General features: G+C 68.9%; 26 protein-coding genes and 3 pseudogenes. All 29 read right to left on the bottom strand.

Annotated features, from left to right (window positions below):
* Positions 1-588, bottom strand: a 588-nt coding sequence (gene rpoA, locus JWQ92_RS07290; RefSeq protein WP_297343805.1) for a DNA-directed RNA polymerase subunit alpha, incomplete at its 3' end; no start/stop codon positions are given.
* A 210-nt stretch (positions 589-798) separates the two neighbouring features.
* Complete coding sequence (gene rpsK / locus JWQ92_RS07285; RefSeq protein ID WP_297343804.1) at positions 799-1,200, bottom strand: 30S ribosomal protein S11; 402 nt, start codon at positions 1,198-1,200, stop codon at positions 799-801.
* Between the two features lie 47 nt (positions 1,201-1,247).
* Positions 1,248-1,628, bottom strand: a complete 381-nt coding sequence (gene rpsM, locus JWQ92_RS07280) for a 30S ribosomal protein S13 (protein WP_297343803.1) — start codon at positions 1,626-1,628, stop codon at positions 1,248-1,250.
* Positions 1,629-1,909: 281 nt separating this feature from the next.
* Positions 1,910-2,023, bottom strand: coding sequence for a 50S ribosomal protein L36 (gene rpmJ / locus JWQ92_RS07275; RefSeq protein ID WP_279713138.1), 114 nt, complete (start codon positions 2,021-2,023; stop codon positions 1,910-1,912).
* Between the two features lie 112 nt (positions 2,024-2,135).
* Complete coding sequence (gene infA / locus JWQ92_RS07270) at positions 2,136-2,357, bottom strand: translation initiation factor IF-1 (protein WP_055965022.1); 222 nt, start codon at positions 2,355-2,357, stop codon at positions 2,136-2,138.
* 268 nt (positions 2,358-2,625) lie between these two features.
* Positions 2,626-3,225 carry an adenylate kinase gene (locus tag JWQ92_RS07265; RefSeq protein ID WP_297343802.1) on the bottom strand — a complete coding sequence of 200 codons (600 nt, stop codon included), beginning with the start codon at positions 3,223-3,225 and terminating at the stop codon, positions 2,626-2,628.
* Entirely contained in the window at positions 3,225-4,553 is a 1,329-nt protein-coding gene (gene secY, locus JWQ92_RS07260) for a preprotein translocase subunit SecY (protein WP_297343801.1), read from the bottom strand. The genes JWQ92_RS07265 and secY overlap by 1 nt, the downstream gene beginning before the upstream one ends.
* Positions 4,554-4,620: 67 nt before the next feature.
* A complete protein-coding gene (gene rplO / locus JWQ92_RS07255; protein ID WP_297343800.1) occupies positions 4,621-5,130 on the bottom strand; it encodes a 50S ribosomal protein L15 in 510 nt (169 codons plus the stop codon).
* On the bottom strand, positions 5,130-5,312 hold the full coding sequence (gene rpmD / locus JWQ92_RS07250; RefSeq protein WP_297343799.1) for a 50S ribosomal protein L30: 183 nt from the start codon (positions 5,310-5,312) through the stop codon (positions 5,130-5,132). Before rpmD ends, rplO begins: the two co-directional genes overlap by 1 nt.
* Complete coding sequence (gene rpsE / locus JWQ92_RS07245; protein ID WP_297343806.1) at positions 5,312-5,962, bottom strand: 30S ribosomal protein S5; 651 nt, start codon at positions 5,960-5,962, stop codon at positions 5,312-5,314. The genes rpmD and rpsE overlap by 1 nt, the downstream gene beginning before the upstream one ends.
* Before the next feature lie 74 nt (positions 5,963-6,036).
* The gene (gene rplR, locus JWQ92_RS07240; RefSeq protein ID WP_297343798.1) at positions 6,037-6,402 is read right to left on the bottom strand and encodes a 50S ribosomal protein L18; all 366 of its coding nucleotides are present in this window, start codon (positions 6,400-6,402) and stop codon (positions 6,037-6,039) included.
* A 2-nt stretch (positions 6,403-6,404) separates the two neighbouring features.
* Entirely contained in the window at positions 6,405-6,941 is a 537-nt protein-coding gene (gene rplF / locus JWQ92_RS07235; protein WP_297343797.1) for a 50S ribosomal protein L6, read from the bottom strand.
* 7 nt (positions 6,942-6,948) lie between these two features.
* Complete coding sequence (gene rpsH / locus JWQ92_RS07230) at positions 6,949-7,347, bottom strand: 30S ribosomal protein S8 (RefSeq protein WP_297343796.1); 399 nt, start codon at positions 7,345-7,347, stop codon at positions 6,949-6,951.
* Positions 7,348-7,422: 75 nt separating this feature from the next.
* The gene (rplE, locus tag JWQ92_RS07225; protein ID WP_297343795.1) at positions 7,423-8,019 is read right to left on the bottom strand and encodes a 50S ribosomal protein L5; all 597 of its coding nucleotides are present in this window, start codon (positions 8,017-8,019) and stop codon (positions 7,423-7,425) included.
* A gap of 3 nt (positions 8,020-8,022) precedes the next feature.
* On the bottom strand, positions 8,023-8,382 hold the full coding sequence (gene rplX, locus JWQ92_RS07220) for a 50S ribosomal protein L24 (protein ID WP_297343794.1): 360 nt from the start codon (positions 8,380-8,382) through the stop codon (positions 8,023-8,025).
* Positions 8,383-8,386: 4 nt separating this feature from the next.
* Positions 8,387-8,755 carry a 50S ribosomal protein L14 gene (gene rplN, locus JWQ92_RS07215; protein WP_297343793.1) on the bottom strand — a complete coding sequence of 123 codons (369 nt, stop codon included), beginning with the start codon at positions 8,753-8,755 and terminating at the stop codon, positions 8,387-8,389.
* Between the two features lie 3 nt (positions 8,756-8,758).
* The gene (gene rpsQ / locus JWQ92_RS07210) at positions 8,759-9,073 is read right to left on the bottom strand and encodes a 30S ribosomal protein S17 (protein WP_297343792.1); all 315 of its coding nucleotides are present in this window, start codon (positions 9,071-9,073) and stop codon (positions 8,759-8,761) included.
* Positions 9,073-9,408: pseudogene (gene rpmC, locus JWQ92_RS07205) on the bottom strand (50S ribosomal protein L29). Before rpmC ends, rpsQ begins: the two are co-directional and overlap by 1 nt.
* 2 nt (positions 9,409-9,410) lie before the next feature.
* A pseudogene (gene rplP / locus JWQ92_RS07200) lies at positions 9,411-9,827 on the bottom strand (50S ribosomal protein L16); the annotation flags it as partial.
* Entirely contained in the window at positions 9,827-10,576 is a 750-nt protein-coding gene (gene rpsC / locus JWQ92_RS07195) for a 30S ribosomal protein S3 (RefSeq protein WP_297343791.1), read from the bottom strand. The gene rpsC and the pseudogene rplP, both read right to left, overlap by 1 nt.
* Complete coding sequence (gene rplV / locus JWQ92_RS07190; RefSeq protein ID WP_297343790.1) at positions 10,576-10,974, bottom strand: 50S ribosomal protein L22; 399 nt, start codon at positions 10,972-10,974, stop codon at positions 10,576-10,578. The genes rpsC and rplV overlap by 1 nt, the downstream gene beginning before the upstream one ends.
* Positions 10,975-10,998: 24 nt before the next feature.
* Positions 10,999-11,280, bottom strand: a complete 282-nt coding sequence (gene rpsS, locus JWQ92_RS07185) for a 30S ribosomal protein S19 (protein WP_297343789.1) — start codon at positions 11,278-11,280, stop codon at positions 10,999-11,001.
* 12 nt (positions 11,281-11,292) lie between these two features.
* Positions 11,293-12,132, bottom strand: coding sequence for a 50S ribosomal protein L2 (gene rplB, locus JWQ92_RS07180; RefSeq protein ID WP_297343788.1), 840 nt, complete (start codon positions 12,130-12,132; stop codon positions 11,293-11,295).
* Between the two features lie 19 nt (positions 12,133-12,151).
* On the bottom strand, positions 12,152-12,481 hold the full coding sequence (rplW, locus tag JWQ92_RS07175) for a 50S ribosomal protein L23 (protein ID WP_297343787.1): 330 nt from the start codon (positions 12,479-12,481) through the stop codon (positions 12,152-12,154).
* Positions 12,478-13,170 carry a 50S ribosomal protein L4 gene (rplD, locus tag JWQ92_RS07170; RefSeq protein WP_297343786.1) on the bottom strand — a complete coding sequence of 231 codons (693 nt, stop codon included), beginning with the start codon at positions 13,168-13,170 and terminating at the stop codon, positions 12,478-12,480. The genes rplW and rplD overlap by 4 nt, the downstream gene beginning before the upstream one ends.
* 2 nt (positions 13,171-13,172) lie before the next feature.
* Complete coding sequence (gene rplC, locus JWQ92_RS07165; protein ID WP_297343785.1) at positions 13,173-13,826, bottom strand: 50S ribosomal protein L3; 654 nt, start codon at positions 13,824-13,826, stop codon at positions 13,173-13,175.
* 10 nt (positions 13,827-13,836) lie between these two features.
* The gene (gene rpsJ / locus JWQ92_RS07160) at positions 13,837-14,145 is read right to left on the bottom strand and encodes a 30S ribosomal protein S10 (protein ID WP_297343784.1); all 309 of its coding nucleotides are present in this window, start codon (positions 14,143-14,145) and stop codon (positions 13,837-13,839) included.
* A gap of 464 nt (positions 14,146-14,609) precedes the next feature.
* On the bottom strand, positions 14,610-15,662 hold the full coding sequence (locus JWQ92_RS07155; protein ID WP_297343783.1) for a DNA topoisomerase IB: 1,053 nt from the start codon (positions 15,660-15,662) through the stop codon (positions 14,610-14,612).
* Between the two features lie 108 nt (positions 15,663-15,770).
* A pseudogene (locus tag JWQ92_RS07150) lies at positions 15,771-16,075 on the bottom strand (elongation factor Tu); the annotation flags it as partial.

Raw genomic sequence — 16,075 nt, 5'->3', positions numbered from 1 at the left:
CACGTCAACGACGAGGCGGTCGAAGTCGGTGCGCTCACCGGCACGAGTTGCCTCGACACGGTAGGTCACCTTGAGAACCGGCGAGTAGATCGAGTCGACCGGAATCTGGCCGGCCTCTGAGTACTCGTTGCGGTTCTGGGTAGCCGACACGTAGCCACGGCCACGCTCGATGGTCAGCTCGAGTTCGAACTTCGCCTTGTCGTTCAGGGTGGCGATGACGAGCTCGGGGTTGTGGACCTCCACGCCGGCCGGAGCCGAGATGTCGGCGGCGGTGACCTGGCCGGCACCCTGCTTGCGCAGGTACGCGGTGATCGGCTCGTCGTGCTCGCTCGAGATGACGAGTCCCTTGATGTTCAGGATGATCTCGGTGACGTCTTCCTTCACGCCGGGAACGGTGCTGAACTCGTGCAGAACGCCGTCGATGCGGATGCTGGTGACAGCGGCTCCGGGGATCGAGGAGAGCAGGGTACGGCGAAGGGAGTTGCCGAGGGTGTAACCGAAGCCGGGTTCCAGCGGCTCGATGACGAACCGCGAGCGGAACTCGGAGATCGGCTCCTCGGTGAGAGTGGGGCGCTGTGCGATGAGCACTGTTGGTTTCCTTTCGTGTCCGCTATATGACACAGAGGGGGTCCGGGCGCAGCGGCGTCCGGGAGGGTTCAGCGCGCCAGGCGCTGAAGTTCGTATCGGCCCGGTCCGGGCTGGAGCTGCCGATGCTCAGTCGTGCCCGAGGCCCGGACGGGCCTCGGAACCGGCGTCGCGGCGGAGGCCGCAAACGGCCCCCGCTCCCAGCTCCAGCGGTCAGACCCGGCGGCGCTTGGGGGGACGGACGCCGTTGTGCGCCTGAGGCGTCACGTCGTTGATCGAACCGACCTCGAGGCCCGCCGCCTGAAGCGACCGGATCGCGGTCTCACGTCCCGAGCCGGGGCCCTTGACGAAGACGTCGACCTTCTTCATGCCGTGCTCCTGCGCCTGCCGCGCCGCCGATTCGGCCGCGAGCTGCGCGGCGAACGGCGTCGACTTGCGAGAGCCCTTGAATCCCACGCCGCCGGACGAGGCCCAGCTGATCACGGCACCGGTGGTGTCGGTGATCGAGACGATCGTGTTGTTGAACGTCGACTTGATGTGGGCCTGGCCCAGCGCGATGTTCTTCTTCTCCTTGCGACGCGGCTTACGCGCGGCGCCCGCCTTCGGTGCTGCCATGTCTGTTCGCTTCTCCTACGAGTCTGTTCGGGCGGTGGGCCGGCGGCCTACTTGCGCCCGGCCTTCTTCTTGCCGGCCACGGTTCGCTTCGGACCCTTGCGCGTACGGGCGTTCGTCTTCGTCCGCTGACCGTGCACGGGGAGGCCGCGGCGGTGGCGGAGGCCCTGGTACGAGCCGATCTCGACCTTGCGGCGGATGTCGGCGGCGACCTCGCGGCGGAGGTCGCCCTCCACCTTGTAGGCGCCCTCGATGTGGTCGCGGAGGAGGACGAGCTGGTCGTCCGTCAGGTCACGCACGCGGATGTCCGGGCTGATGCCGGTCGCCGCGAGCGTCTCGTGGGCGCGCGTGCGCCCGACGCCGTAAATGTAGGTGAGGGCGACCTCCACCCGCTTCTCGCGGGGGATGTCGACGCCGGCGAGTCGTGCCATGCGTCAGCTCCTTGTCAGGATCACGGAGGATGAAGCAGCGCCGGTGCCCGGGCCTCCGACCCGAGGTGTCCCCCGCTGACGCGGGTTCTGGCGCTGCCGTGGAGTGCACCCCTCCCGTTGCCGGGAGGGGCTGCCCCGGTGATCGAGGAGCGTCCGCAGGACGCTTCTCGGAACCGGGGGGTGGTGCTGTATGGAGTTGTGGTGCTCAGCAGGTTTCGAGCGCCGGCCCGCAATGACCGGCCCTCGACGTGATCCGGCGGACGCTCTCGCATCCGCGCGGATCAACCCTGGCGCTGCTTGTGGCGGACGTTCTCGCAGATGACCATCACGCGACCGTGGCGGCGGATGACCTTGCACTTGTCGCAGATCGGCTTGACCGACGGGTTGACCTTCATGGGATTCCTCTTCTCGCTGTCCTCGTACCGGATCCGCGCGGGATCCGGCCGTTACTTCGCAGCAGCTCTCGCTGTGCTCCGCGAGCAGTCGTTCGACGCTGTGTCGTATGAACTACTTGTAGCGGTAGACGATCCGGCCGCGGGTCAAGTCGTACGGGCTCAGCTCGACGATCACGCGGTCCTCGGGCAGGATGCGGATGTAGTGCTGCCGCATCTTGCCGGAGATGTGGGCGAGCACCTTGTGCCCGTTGCTCAGCTCCACTCGGAACATCGCATTGGGCAGCGCTTCGACCACTGCGCCCTCGATCTCGATGACACCGTCTTTCTTGGCCATGGCCTCACTTCGTCTCACGCTGCTGACACAGCGTGCTGCTGATCATGCGGGGGTGGATCGACGCCCGTTCGGATCTCGTGCAGAAGCACCGAGGGCTGCGCGTCGCAGTGGACGGACAGACGAAGAACGCCGACGGACAATCCTAGACCACAACCGCGGAGGCCACGAAACCATTCCGACGGCCGCACGGCGCGTGGCATCGAAGGCCGTCCGGTTCAGCGGCCGGGGGCGCGCCGGCACAGAGGACTCGGACGGCCACGACAGGGTCTCAGGCGGCCGGCTCGGACCCGTCCGCGCCGATGACGGCCCCGTCGAGCGCGTCGAAGATCCGCTGGGTGACGTCCTCCATGGGGCCCGCGGCGTCGACCGACACGAGGATGCCCCGCTCCGCGTAGACCGCGACGAGCGGGTGGGTCTGCTCCTGGTAGATGCCGAGCCGGCGCCGGATCACGTCCTCCGTGTCGTCGCTGCGGCCCTGATCGGCGGCGCGCTTCAGCAGGCGCCGGACGACCTCGTCGGGTTCGATGACCATCTGCACGACGACGTCGAGCTCGTTCCCGAGCTCCGCGAGGCACGCGTCGAGCGTGTGCACCTGCGGCAGCGTGCGGGGGAAGCCGTCGAGCAGGAACCCGCTCGAGACGTCGTCCTGCGCAAGCCGGTCGAGCACCATGGCGTTCGTCAGCTCGTCCGGCACGTACGCGCCCCGGTCGAGGTACTCCTTGACCTGCAGCCCGAGCGGCGTCTCCTGGGCCACGTTCGCCCGGAAGATGTCGCCGGTCGAGATCGTCTGGATCTGATAGGCCTTCGCTACTCGCTCGGCCTGGGTGCCCTTGCCGGCACCGGGTGGGCCGATCAGCAGCATCCGCATCAGCGGAGCAGTCCTTCGTAGTGCCGCTGCTGCAACTGCGAGTCGATCTGCTTCACCGTCTCGAGTCCGACGCCGACGATGATCAGGATGGAGGCGCCGCCGAACGGGAAGTTCGTGTTGGCGCCGATCAGCACGAAGGCGACGAGCGGCACGAGGGCGATGAGGCCCAGGTAGATCGAGCCCGGCAGCGTGACGCGGGTCAGCACGTAGTCGAGGTACTCGGCCGTCGGCCGGCCGGCCCGGATCCCGGGGATGAACCCGCCGTACTTCTTCATGTTGTCCGCGACCTCCTCCGGGTTGAAGGTGATGGCGACGTAGAAGTAGGTGAACCCGACGATCAGTAGGAAGTACAGGAGCATGTAGAGCGGATGGTCGCCGGTGGTCAGGTAGCTCTGGATCCATGTCACCCACGCCGGCGGCGCCTCGCCCGACTTCGGCTGGTTGAACTGGGCGATCAGCGCCGGCAGATACAGCAGGCTCGAGGCGAAGATGACCGGCACGACGCCGGCCATGTTGACCTTGATCGGGATGTAGGTGTTGTTGCCGCCGTAGGTGCGGCGACCGACCATCCGCTTGGCGTACTCGACGGGGATGCGCCGCTGCGACTGCTCGACGTAGACGACCGCGCCGACGACGACCACGCCGATCAGCACCACGAGGATCGCGACCTCGGGGCTCTGCGCCTGGCCGATCGAGATGATCGACTGCGGGAAGCGGGCGGCGATCGAGGTGAAGATCAGCAGCGACATGCCGTTGCCGACGCCGCGCTCGGTGATGAGCTCGCCCATCCACATGATGAGGCCGGTGCCGGCGGTCATCGTGACGACCATCAGCACCACGGCCCACCAGGCCTGGTTCGAGATGAGGTTCGAGCAGGCGGTGGAGGTCGACGATCCGCCGAAGAGCGCGCCGCTCCGGGCGACCGTGATCAGGGTCGTCGACTGGAGCACACCGAGCGCGATGGTGAGGTACCGCGTGTACTGGGTGAGCTTCGCCTGCCCCTCCTGGCCCTCCTTGTAGAGGACCTCGAAGCGCGGGATGACCACGCGCAGCAGCTGCACGATGATCGACGACGTGATGTACGGCATGATGCCGAGCGCGAAGATCGACAGCTGCAGCAGCGCGCCGCCGCTGAACAGGTTGACGAGCTCGTAGAGCCCGGACGCACCCGTCTGCTGGCTGGAGATGCACGCCCGCACGTTCGCGAAGTCCACGAACGGCGCGGGGATGAACGAGCCGAGCCGGAACACGGCCACGAGCGCCAAGGTGAACAACACCTTGCGCCGCAGGTCTGGCGTGCGGAAGATCCGCGCGACGGCACTCAGCACTGGGTTCCTCCGCTTTCGTTCCGTGGACCCGAGGACCGGGTGCCCGTCATGCCGTCCCGGCGGGCGGTCAGCGGACCGAACCGCCCGCGGCGACGATCTTCTGCTCGGCCGACGCGGAGACCTTGTCCACGGCGACGTTCAGACTAACCGCGATTTCGCCGGTACCGAGGACCTTGACCTTCTCGTTCTTGCGCACGGCGCCCTTCGCCACGAGGTCGGCGATGGTGACGTCGCCGCCCGTGGGGTAGAGCGAGCCCAGCTTGTCGAGGTTGACGACCTGGTACTCCACCCGGAACGGGTTGGTGAAGCCGCGCAGCTTGGGCGCGCGCATCACGAAGTTCAGGTTGCCGCCCTCGAGGCCGGCGCGCACACCGTAGCGGGCCTTCGTGCCCTTGGTGCCACGGCCCGCGGTCTTGCCCTTCGAGCCCTCGCCGCGCCCGACGCGGGTGCGGTCCTTCTTGGCGCCCGCAGCCGGACGGAGGTGGTGCACCTTCAGCAGCGCGGCCGGCTTCTCGGCCGGCGCGGCCGCGGTGGTCTCCTCCGCCTTCGCAGCGGTGCGCTTCGTGGTCTCTGCCATCAGCCGAGCTCCTCAACCTTGACGAGGTGGGCGACCGCGCGCACGTAGCCGCGGTTCTGCGGGGTGTCCTCGCGCTCGACGCTGCCACCGATGCGGTGCAGGCCGAGGCTGCGCAGGGTGTCCCGCTGGTTCTGCTTCTCGCTCACCTTGGACTTGATCTGGGTGATCTTCAGGGTCGCCATCAGGCACTCGCCTTCTGCTCGTCGGCCGCGCGCTGCGCACGCAGCAGCCGGGCCGGGACGACCCGGTCGATGTCGAGGCCGCGACGGCCGGCGACGGCCGCGGGCTCCTCGAGGGACTTCAACGCCGCGACGGTCGCGTGGACGATGTTGATCGTGTTGCTCGAGCCGAGCGACTTCGACAGCACGTCGTGGATGCCCGCGCACTCGAGGACGGCGCGCACGGGGCCGCCCGCGATGACGCCGGTACCCGCGGCGGCGGGACGCAGCAGCACCACGCCGGCGGCCGCCTCACCCTGAACGGGGTGCGGGATCGTCTGGGCGACCCGGGGGACGCGGAAGAAGTTCTTCTTCGCCTCCTCGACGCCCTTGCTGATGGCCGTCGGGACCTCGCGGGCCTTGCCGTAGCCGACGCCGACGGTGCCGTTGCCGTCACCGACGATCACGAGGGCGGTGAAGCTGAAGCGACGCCCGCCCTTCACGACCTTCGAGACGCGGTTGATCGTGACGACGCGCTCGAGGAACTGGCTCTCGGAGCCGCGGGCGCCGCGGTCTCGGTTCGGGTTCCGCTCGCGTCCGCCTCGCCGCTGCTCGCGCGGCTCGTTCCGGAGGTCCGTCGTGGAGGCGGCGGTCTCGACCGGCGCCTCGTTCAGCGGCTCGTTCGGCGTGCTGGGGGTGCTCGGGGTGCTGGGGGTGTTCGTGGTGTCGGGGGTGTTCGTGGTGTCGGTCACAGGCTCAATCCACCTTCTCGGGCGCCGTCGGCGATGGCCGCCACGCGGCCCGCGTACTTGTTGCCGCCCCGGTCGAACACGACCGCGGCGATGCCGGCCTGCTTGGCCCGCTCCGCCACGAGCTCGCCGACGCGCTTCGCCTTGGCGGTCTTGTCACCGTCGAACGAGCGGAGGTCGGCCTCGAGCGTGGAGGCGGAGGCCAGCGTGTGGCCACGGCTGTCGTCCACCACCTGCACGAAGACGTGCCTGGAGGACCGGTTGACCACGAGACGCGGGGTCTCGGGCGTGCCGGCGATGCGCTTGCGCAGGCGGGCGTGCCGCTTGTCGCGTGCCGCGGAGCGGCTGCTCTTCGATGTCGCCATGATCACTTCCCTGACTTTCCGGCCTTGCGGCGGACGTTCTCGCCCGCGTACCGGACGCCCTTGCCCTTGTAGGGCTCGGGCTTGCGGATCTTGCGGATGTTCGCGGCCGTCTCGCCGACGGCCTGCTTGTCGATGCCCGACACGGTGAGGCGGTTGTTGCCCTCCACCGTGAAGGTGATGCCGGCGGGCGGCTCGACGACGACCGGGTGCGAGAAGCCGAGGGCGAACTCGATGTTCGCGCCGCGGGCCTGCACGCGATATCCGGTGCCGACGACCTCGAGGCCCTTGGTGTAGCCCTGAGTCACGCCGATGATGTTGTTCGCGATGAGGGTGCGGGTCAGGCCGTGGAGCGACCGGGACTCGCGCTCGTCGTCGGGACGCGCGACGAGCACGCGGCCGTTGTCGATCGCGACGGTGATGGGCTGGGCGATGGTGAGCCCGAGGGTGCCCTTGGGGCCCTTCACCGTGACGTCGCGGCCGTCGACGGTCACGTCGACGCCGGACGGGATGTCGATGGGCAGTCTGCCGATACGGGACATGGTCGTGTCACCACACGTAGGCGAGGACTTCCCCACCCACGCCCTTCTTGGTCGCCTCACGGTCGGTCAGCAGACCGGAGGAGGTGGACAGGATCGCGACGCCGAGGCCGCCGAGGACCTTCGGCAGCTCCGTGGACTTCGCGTAGACGCGCAGGCCGGGCTTCGAGACGCGCTTGATGCCGACGATGGACCGCTCGCGGTTCGGGCCGTACTTCAGGGCGAGCACGAGCGTCTTGCCGACGCGGGCGTCCTCGACGCTCCAGTCGGCGATGTAGCCCTCGGCCTTCAGGATGTCGGCGATGTGGGACTTCAGCTTCGAGTGCGGCAGGGTCACCGTCTCGTGGTAGGCCGAGTTCGCGTTGCGGACCCGCGTGAGCAGGTCGGCGACCGGATCGGTCATCGTCATGGGGTTCTTCTTCCTCGCCCGGTTTCGCGGTTCGCGACCTGGAGCGGTCATGGGCCCGGGGCGGGCCCGGTTCGTCTACTGGTTGGTCTGGGTGGCGCTGCGGAACGGGAAGCCGAGCGCGCGCAGCAGCGCGCGTCCCTCGTCGTCCGTCCTCGCGGTGGTGACCACGGTGATGTCGAAGCCGCGGACGCGGTCGATGCGGTCCTGGTCGATCTCGTGGAAGACGCTCTGCTCGGTCAGGCCGAACGTGTAGTTGCCGTTCCCGTCGAACTGCCGGTCCGACAGGCCGCGGAAGTCGCGGATGCGGGGCAGGGCGAGCGACAGCAGGCGGTCGAGGAACTCCCAGGCCCGGTCGCCGCGCAGCGTGACGTGCGCGCCGATGGGCTGGCCCTCGCGGAGCTTGAACTGCGCGATGGACTTGCGGGCACGAGTGACCTGGGGCTTCTGGCCGGTGATCTTCGTGAGATCGGCGACCGCGCCGTCCATGATCTTGCCGTCGCGGGCGGCGTCGCCGACGCCGGTGTTCACGACGACCTTCACGAGACCGGGCACCTGGTGCACGTTCCCGAAGCCGAACTCCTTCTGGAGCGCCGGCAGGATCTCGGAGCGGTACTTCTGCTTCAGGCGCGGCTGAACGTTCTCAGTCGTCGCAGCAGGAGTGGTGGTGCTCATGGGTTACAGGTCCTTCCCGGACTTCTTCGCGTAGCGCACGCGGACGTTCTTCGTGACGCCGTCCTTCGTGACCGTGTCGACGCGGTGGCCGACGCGGGTCGGCTTCTTCGTCTCCGGGTCCACGAGGGCCACGTTCGAGATGTGGATCGGCGCCTCGACGGTCTCGAGACCGCCGGTCTTGGTGCCGCGCTGGGTCTGGCCGACACGGGTGTGGCGAGTGGCGAAGTTCACGCCCTCCACGACGACCCGGTTCTGCTCGACGAGGACCTCGAGGACCTTGCCCTGCTTGCCGCGGTCACCGCCGCGGGCCTGGGTCGGACCCGAGATCACCTGGACGAGGTCGCCCTTCTTGATGTTGGCCATGGGCTCAAATCACCTCCGGGGCGAGCGAAATGATCTTCATGAAGCGCTTGTCACGCAGCTCGCGGCCCACCGGGCCGAAGATGCGTGTGCCGCGCGGGTCGCCGTCGTTCTTGAGGATGACGGCCGCGTTCTCGTCGAACTTGATGTACGAGCCGTCGGAACGCCGGGTCGACTTGACGGTGCGCACGACGACCGCCTTGACGACGTCGCCCTTCTTGACGTTGCCGCCGGGGATCGCGTCCTTGACCGTCGCGACGATGATGTCGCCGAGGCCCGCGTAGCGACGGCCGGAACCGCCGAGCACGCGGATGGTGAGCAACTCCTTGGCGCCGGTGTTGTCGGCGACCTTGAGTCGGGACTCCTGCTGGATCATGGCCTACTTCGCCTTCTCGAGGACCTCGATGAGGCGCCAGCGCTTCGTGGCCGAGAGCGGCCTCGTCTCGCTGATGACCACGAGGTCACCGACGCCGGCGGCGCCGGCCTCGTCGTGCGCCTTCACCTTGGAGGTGCGGCGGATGACCTTGCCGTAGAGGGGGTGCTTCACGCGGTCCTCGACCTCGACGACGATGGTCTTGTCCATCTTGTCGCTGGTCACGTAGCCACGACGCACCTTGCGGTACCCGCGGTCCGTGGCGGCGGTCGCCGTCGCGGTGGCCTGCGGCTCCGCGGGCGTCGGCGTTGCCTTGGCCATCAGTTGCTCTCCTCGGTGGTCGTCTCCGCAGGCGTCTCGGCCGCGGTGTCCGCGGCGGCCTTGCGGGTCCGGGTCTTCTTCGGGGCCGCCTCCGGCGCCGGGGCCGGCGCGGGGGTGGCCCGGATGCCGAGCTCGCGCTCGCGCATCACGGTGTAGATGCGGGCGATGTCGCGCTTGACCGCGCGCACCCGCCCATGGGCCTCGAGCTGGCCGGTCGCCGACTGGAAGCGCAGGTTGAACAGCTCCTCCTTGGCCTTCCGCAGCTCGTCCGCGAGACGGCCGTTCTCGTAGCCGTCGAGCTCGCGGGGGGCGAGGTCCTACGATCCGATCGCCATCCGGCGTCCCCCTCCTCGCGCTGGGTGATGCGTGCGTTGAGCGGCAGCTTGTGAATGGCCCGCAGCAGCGCCTCACGGGCGAGCTGCTCGTTGACGCCGGCGACCTCGAACAGGACGCGGCCGGGCTTGATGTTGGCAACCCACCACTCGGGCGAACCCTTCCCGGAACCCATGCGGGTCTCGGCGGGCTTCTTCGTGAGGGGACGGTCGGGGTAGACGTTGATCCACACCTTGCCGCCACGCTTGATGTGCCGCGTCATGGCGATACGGGCGGACTCGATCTGCCGGTTCGTCACGTACGCGGACGTGAGCGCCTGGATGCCGAACTCGCCGAAGGTGACCTTCGTGCCGCCCGTCGCCTGGCCGCTGCGGCCGGGGTGGTGCTGCTTGCGGTGCTTGACCCGTCGTGGGATGAGCATTACGCGTTCGCTCCTTCCAGGGGGGCGTTGTCGCGCGGACCGCGGCGGCGGTCGTCGCGCCGCTCGGGCCGGCGGCTGGCCTGCGTGGCCTGCTCGCGGGCGAGCTCCTTGTTGGTGATGTCGCCCTTGTAGATCCAGACCTTCACGCCGATGCGGCCGAAGGTGGTCTTCGCCTCGTAGAAGCCGTAGTCGATGTTCGCGCGGAGCGTGTGCAGGGGCACCCGGCCTTCGCGGTAGAACTCGCTGCGGCTCATCTCCGCACCGCCGAGGCGGCCGGAGACCTGCACGCGGACGCCCTTGGCGCCGGCGCGCTGCGCGCTCTGCAGGCCCTTGCGCATCGCGCGGCGGAACGCCACGCGGGCGGAGAGCTGCTCGGCGATGCCCTGCGCGACCAGCTGGGCCTCGGCCTCGGGGTTCTTGACCTCGAGGATGTTCAGCTGGATCTGCTTCTTGGTGAGCTTCTCGAGGTCGGCGCGGATGCGCTCGGCCTCGGCGCCGCGGCGGCCGATCACGATGCCGGGACGTGCCGTGTGGATGTCCACGCGGACGCGGTCACGGGTGCGCTCGATCTCGATGCGCGCCACACCGGCGCGGTCGAGGCTCTTCAGCAGCAGGGTGCGGATCTTCACGTCCTCGGCGACGAAGTCGCTGTACCGCTGGCCGGGCTTGCGCGAGTCCGAGAACCAGCGCGAGACGTGGTCGGTGGTGATGCCGAGACGGAAGCCGTACGGGTTGACCTTCTGGCCCATCAGCGGTTCCTCGCCTTCTTCTGTGCTGCCGCCGGCGCCGAGGTCTCCTCGGGCGTCGCCAGCACGACGGTGATGTGACTCGTGCGCTTGTTGATCCGGAACGCCCGGCCCTGCGCCCGCGGCCGGAACCGCTTGAGCGTGGTGCCCTCGTCCACGAACGCACGGGCGACGAACAGGTCCTGCTCGTCGAGGTAGGTGTTCGCCGCGTCGGCCTTGACCTTGGCGTTCGCCATCGCCGAGGCGAGGAGCTTGTACACCGGGGTCGCCGCGGCCTGCGGCGAGAACTTCAGGATCGCGAGGGCCTCCGCAGCCTGCTTGCCGCGGATGAGGTCGACGACGCGACGGGCCTTCTGCGGCGTGATGCGGACCTGCCGCAGTCGCGCGCTTGACTCAACCATTCGTCTGCTCCTTCACGCCCCGCGTCAGCGGCGGCGACCCTTCTTGTCGTCCTTCTCGTGCCCGCGGAACGTGCGGGTCGGCGCGAACTCGCCGAGCTTGTGCCCGACCATCGCCTCCGTCACGAACACGGGGATGTGCTTCCGCCCGTCGTGCACCGCGATGGTGTGACCCAGCATCGCGGGCACGATCATCGAGCGGCGCGACCAGGTGCGGATGACCTGGTGGGTGTTGCCGGCGTTCTGCGTGACGACCTTCTGCAGCAGGTGGTCGTCCACGAAGGGACCCTTCTTGAGACTCCGAGGCATCGTTCGCTACTCCTACTTGCGCTTCTTGCCGACGGTGCGACGGCGGACGATGAGCTTGTCGCTCTCCTTGTTCGGGTGCCGGGTGCGTCCCTCGGACTGACCCCACGGGCTGACCGGGTGGCGACCACCGGAGGTCTTGCCCTCACCACCACCGTGCGGGTGATCGATCGGGTTCATCGCGACACCGCGGACGGTCGGGCGGATGCCCTTCCAGCGGTTGCGACCGGCCTTGCCCCAGTTGATGTTCGACTGCTCCGCGTTGCCGACCTCGCCGACCGTGGCACGGCAGCGGACGTCGACGTTGCGGACCTCGCCCGACGGCAGCCGGAGCTGCGCGTACGGGCCGTCCTTCGCGACGAGCCGCACCGAGGCGCCGGCCGAGCGGGCCATCTTCGCGCCGCCACCGGGGCGGAGCTCGATGGCGTGGATGACGGTACCGACCGGGATGTTCTTCAACGGCAGGTTGTTGCCCGGCTTGATGTCCGCCGACGGGCCGGTCTCGACGACGTCGCCCTGCGCGAGGCGGGTCGGCGCGAGGATGTAACGCTTCTCGCCGTCCACGAAGTGGAGCAGCGCGATGCGGGCCGTGCGGTTCGGGTCGTACTCGATGTGCGCGACACGGGCGTTCACGCCGTCCTTGTCGGCACGACGGAAGTCGATGACCCGGTACTGGCGCTTGTGCCCGCCACCGATGTGCCGCGTGGTGATGCGGCCCTGGTTGTTGCGGCCACCGGTCTTGGAGATCGGACGGAGCAGGCTCTTCTCCGGCGTCGTCCGGGTGATCTCGGCGAAGTCGGCCACGGACGAGCCGCGGCGACCCGGCGTGGTCGGCTTGTAGTTGCGGATTGGCATGTGCTGTTCCTCCTGGCGCCTAGCCGACGGCCGTGAAGATGTCGATGGTCCCGGACTTCAGGGTCACGATCGCGCGCTTGGTGTTCTTGCGCTTGCCGGTGCCGAAGCGGGTGCGGCGGGTCTTCCCCTGGCGGTTCGCCGTCGTGATCGTCGCGACCTGGACGTCGAAGATCTTCTCGATCGCGAGCTTGATCTCCGTCTTGTTCGAGCGGGGGTCGACGAGGAACGTGTACTTGCCCTCGTCGATGAGCCCGTAGCTCTTCTCGGAGACGACCGGCTTCAGGATGATGTCGCGCGGGTCCTTGTACTGGATGGCGCTGTGGTTGGCCGTCGCGGCGGTGTCGCTCACGCGGAGACCTCCTCGGTCGTGCTGGTGCCGGACGGGGCGGCGGCGGAATCCGTCTGGTCCGTCGCGGACTCCGGAGCCGTGGCGGTGTCGGTCTGGTCCGTCGCCGACTTGTGGGCGACGAAGGCGTCGATGGCCGCGCGGGTGAAGACGACGTCGTCCGCGAGGAGGACGTCGTAGGCGTTCAGCTGGTCGACCGCGAGCAGGTCGACGCCCTTCAGGTTGCGCACGCTCTTCACCGCCACCGTCTCGTCACGGCCGACGACCAGCAGCTGGCGCTTGCCGCCGCGAGTCGCCGCGAGGGCCTCGGAGGCCTTCTTCGTCGAGGGCACGTCGCTCTCGACGAACGTCTCGAGCACGTGCACCCGGCCGGCGCGAGCGCGGTCGGACAGCGCACCGAGCAGCGCCGCGGCGATCATCTTCTTAGGGGTGCGCTGGGCGTAGCTGCGCGGCACCGGCCCGTGGACCGTGCCACCGCCGCGGTGCTCGGGCGCGCGGACGGACCCCTGACGGGAGCGACCGGTGCCCTTCTGCTTGAACGGCTTGACGCCCGAACCGGACACCTCGCCGCGGTTCTTGGTCTTGTGCGTGCCCTGACGCGCGGCGGCGAGCTGCGCGGTCACCACCTGATGGATCAGGGGGATGTTCGTGGGCTGGTCGAAGAGCTCGGCGGGCAGATCGGTGGCGGCCATGCTCAGGCTCCCTTCACGGCGTCGCGGATGAAGACGATGCGGCCACGGGGACCGGGGACGGCGCCCTTGACGAGCAGGAGGTTCTTCTCGACGTCGACCGCGTGGACGACGAGGTTCAGGATCGTGGTGCGCTCGTGGCCCATCCGGCCGGCCATCCGCATGCCCTTGAAGACGCGGGACGGCGTCGAGGAGGCACCGATGGAGCCGGGCTTGCGGTGGTTGCGGTGCGAACCGTGGCTCGAGGAGACGCCGTGGAAGTTGTGGCGCTTCATGACGCCCGCGGTGCCCTTGCCCTTGCTCGTGCCGACGACGTCGACCTTCTTGCCGGGCTCGAACACGTCGACGCGCAGCTCCTGGCCGAGGGCGTAGTCGGCGGCGTTCGCGGTGCGCACCTCGGTGAGGTGGCGGCGCGGGGTGACGCCCGCGGCCTCGAAGTGGCCGGTGGCCGGCTTGTTCGCCTTGCGGGGGTCGATCGCGCCGGCGGCGATCTGGACGGCCGTGTAGCCGTCCTTCTCGGGCGTGCGGATCTGGGTGACCACGTTCGGGGTCACCTCGAGGACGGTGACGGGCACGAGGACGTTGCCCTCGCCCCATACCTGGGTCATGCCGAGCTTGATGCCGAGCAGCCCGGAGAAGGTCCGTGTCGCGGTGGACATGTCGCGTTCCTTAGAGCTTGATCTCGATGTTGACGTCGGCGGGGAGGTCGAGCCGCATGAGCGAGTCGACGGCCTTCGGCGTCGGGTCGATGATGTCGATGAGCCGCTTGTGGGTGCGCATCTCGAAGTGCTCGCGGCTGTCCTTGTACTTGTGCGGCGACCGGATGACGACGATCACGTTCTTCTCCGTGGGCAGCGGCACCGGCCCGACGACCTGGGCACCCGCACGCGTGACCGTGTCGACGATCTTCCGCGCCGAGCTGTCGAGGCCCGCGTGGTCGTACGACTTCAGTCGGATGCGGATCTTCTGTCCCGCCATGGATTCCTCAGCTCTCGTGCGCGCGCCCTGATGCGTGGCGCACACCGTTCGTGGTTGGTCTTCCGGCCGACTCGCGCCGCGCCCTGACGGGCACCGCGCGATCCGCACCGCTGTTCTGCTGTCGCATGGGTGGTGGCGCGGCGGACCGCACCTCCAGGACGCAGCCGAAGGGCACGCCGTTCACGCATCGAGCGGATCCGGTCCGCCGCGTGCCCGTGCGTACCCCGTGCCGCGTCGGGTGACGCGGCCTGGAGCGCCGAGTGTTCTGCTGCCCGCGGCCTAACCGATACCGGCTATGCACTGCCTGACAGTGATCCGGCCCCGCGCACAGCACAGGCTCCGGAATGTGGAACCCCAGTATCTTACATGCCCCCGAAGGGGTTGCAACCCGGGCGTGTCGCCTCCGCCGCGCGTCTGCGGCAGGTCCAGCGACCGCGGGCGTCCATCGGGGCCGCGGAAGCGGGTCAGGAGGGCTTCGGCTCGGCGAGCGGCTCGTCCGGGGGCTCGAAGAGCATCTTGAGCACCTCGTGCTCACGCGACTTCGGGCGCTCGGGGTCGATCGTCTCCCCCGCGCGGTAGCGGTCGACGATCCTCGGATCGACGTAGCTGGTCTTCGCGATGGTGGGCGTGTTCGAGAGCACCTCGGCGGCGTCACGCATGGCCTGCGCGATCGCCTTCTTCTGCTTCGACTTCGCCGGCTCAGGCCCGTGCACGGCCAGGCTGCCCGCCGCCGTCACGGTGCCGCGGAGGGTGCGGAAGTCCTTCGCGCTGAACGAGCCACCGGTGCGCCGCTTCACGTAGCGGTTCACGTCCTGCGGCGTGATCGGATGCCACTCGCCGTCCCGCTCGTAGGCGAGCAGCCGCTCGTCGGGTCCGCGCACGTCCTGCAGCTCCCGGACCAGCTCGGCGAGGTCCCCGTCCTTGATGGTCGAGTCCCAGATCTTGTGGCTCTTCGCCGGGAAGGTGAGCCGCACTCGCTTGCCGTCGACGTGGGCGTGCTCGCCGTGCAGCGTGGTGAGGCCGTAGCTGCCGTTCTCCTCCTCGTAGCGGGAGGAGCCGATGCGCAGGCCGCCGAGGTCGAGCATCCGGAACGCCGCGGCGAGGATCCGGCGCCGGGTGAAGCCCTCGTCGCGGAGGTGCCGGGTGACCTGCCTGCGGGCACCGGGCAGCGCCTCGGCGAGCAGCAGCATGCGCTCGAACTTCTTCTTGTCGTTCCGCTCCCGCCAGGTCGGGTGGTAGATGTACTGCTTCCGGTTGGCGGCGTCGTACCCGACCGCCTGGATGTGCCCGTTCTCGTATGGCGCGATCCAGACGTCGCGCCAGGCCGGCGGGATACCGAGGGCGTCGAAGCGGGCCCGCAGCTCCGGGTCGTGGACCGTGTTGCCGTCGGGGTCCTTGAACGTGAACCCGCGGCCGCTCCGCACCCGGCGGTACCCCTTGCCGAGCGGGTTGCTCTTGCGCAGGCGCGCCTTCCGCCTGCGCTCCTGCGCCTGCTCCGTCGTCGCCTGCTCCGCCATCCGACGGAGTGTATGAGCCGCTCCCTGCGGAAACGTCGCGGCAGCAGGGAACGACGGAGGGGCCGGGCCCATGACGGGCCCGACCCCTTCGGTCGGATGCGATCCGAGTTACTTGACGATCTTCGTCACCGTGCCGGCGCCGACCGTGCGGCCACCCTCACGGATGGCGAACCGGAGGCCCTCCTCCATGGCGATCGGCTGGATCAGCTCGACCGACATCTCGGTGGTGTCACCGGGCATGACCATCTCGGTGCCCTCGGGCAGCGAGATGACGCCCGTGACGTCGGTGGTGCGGAAGTAGAACTGCGGGCGGTAGTTCGCGTAGAACGGGTTGTGACGCCCACCCTCGTCCTTGGACAGGATGTATGCCGTGCCCTCGAAGTTGGTGTGAGGGGTAACGGAACCCGGCTTGA

The sequence above is a fragment of the Amnibacterium sp. genome (assembly GCF_025463795.1).
GTDB lineage: Bacteria > Actinomycetota > Actinomycetes > Actinomycetales > Microbacteriaceae > Amnibacterium.
This window is presented reverse-complemented; position numbering and strand designations above follow the sequence as displayed.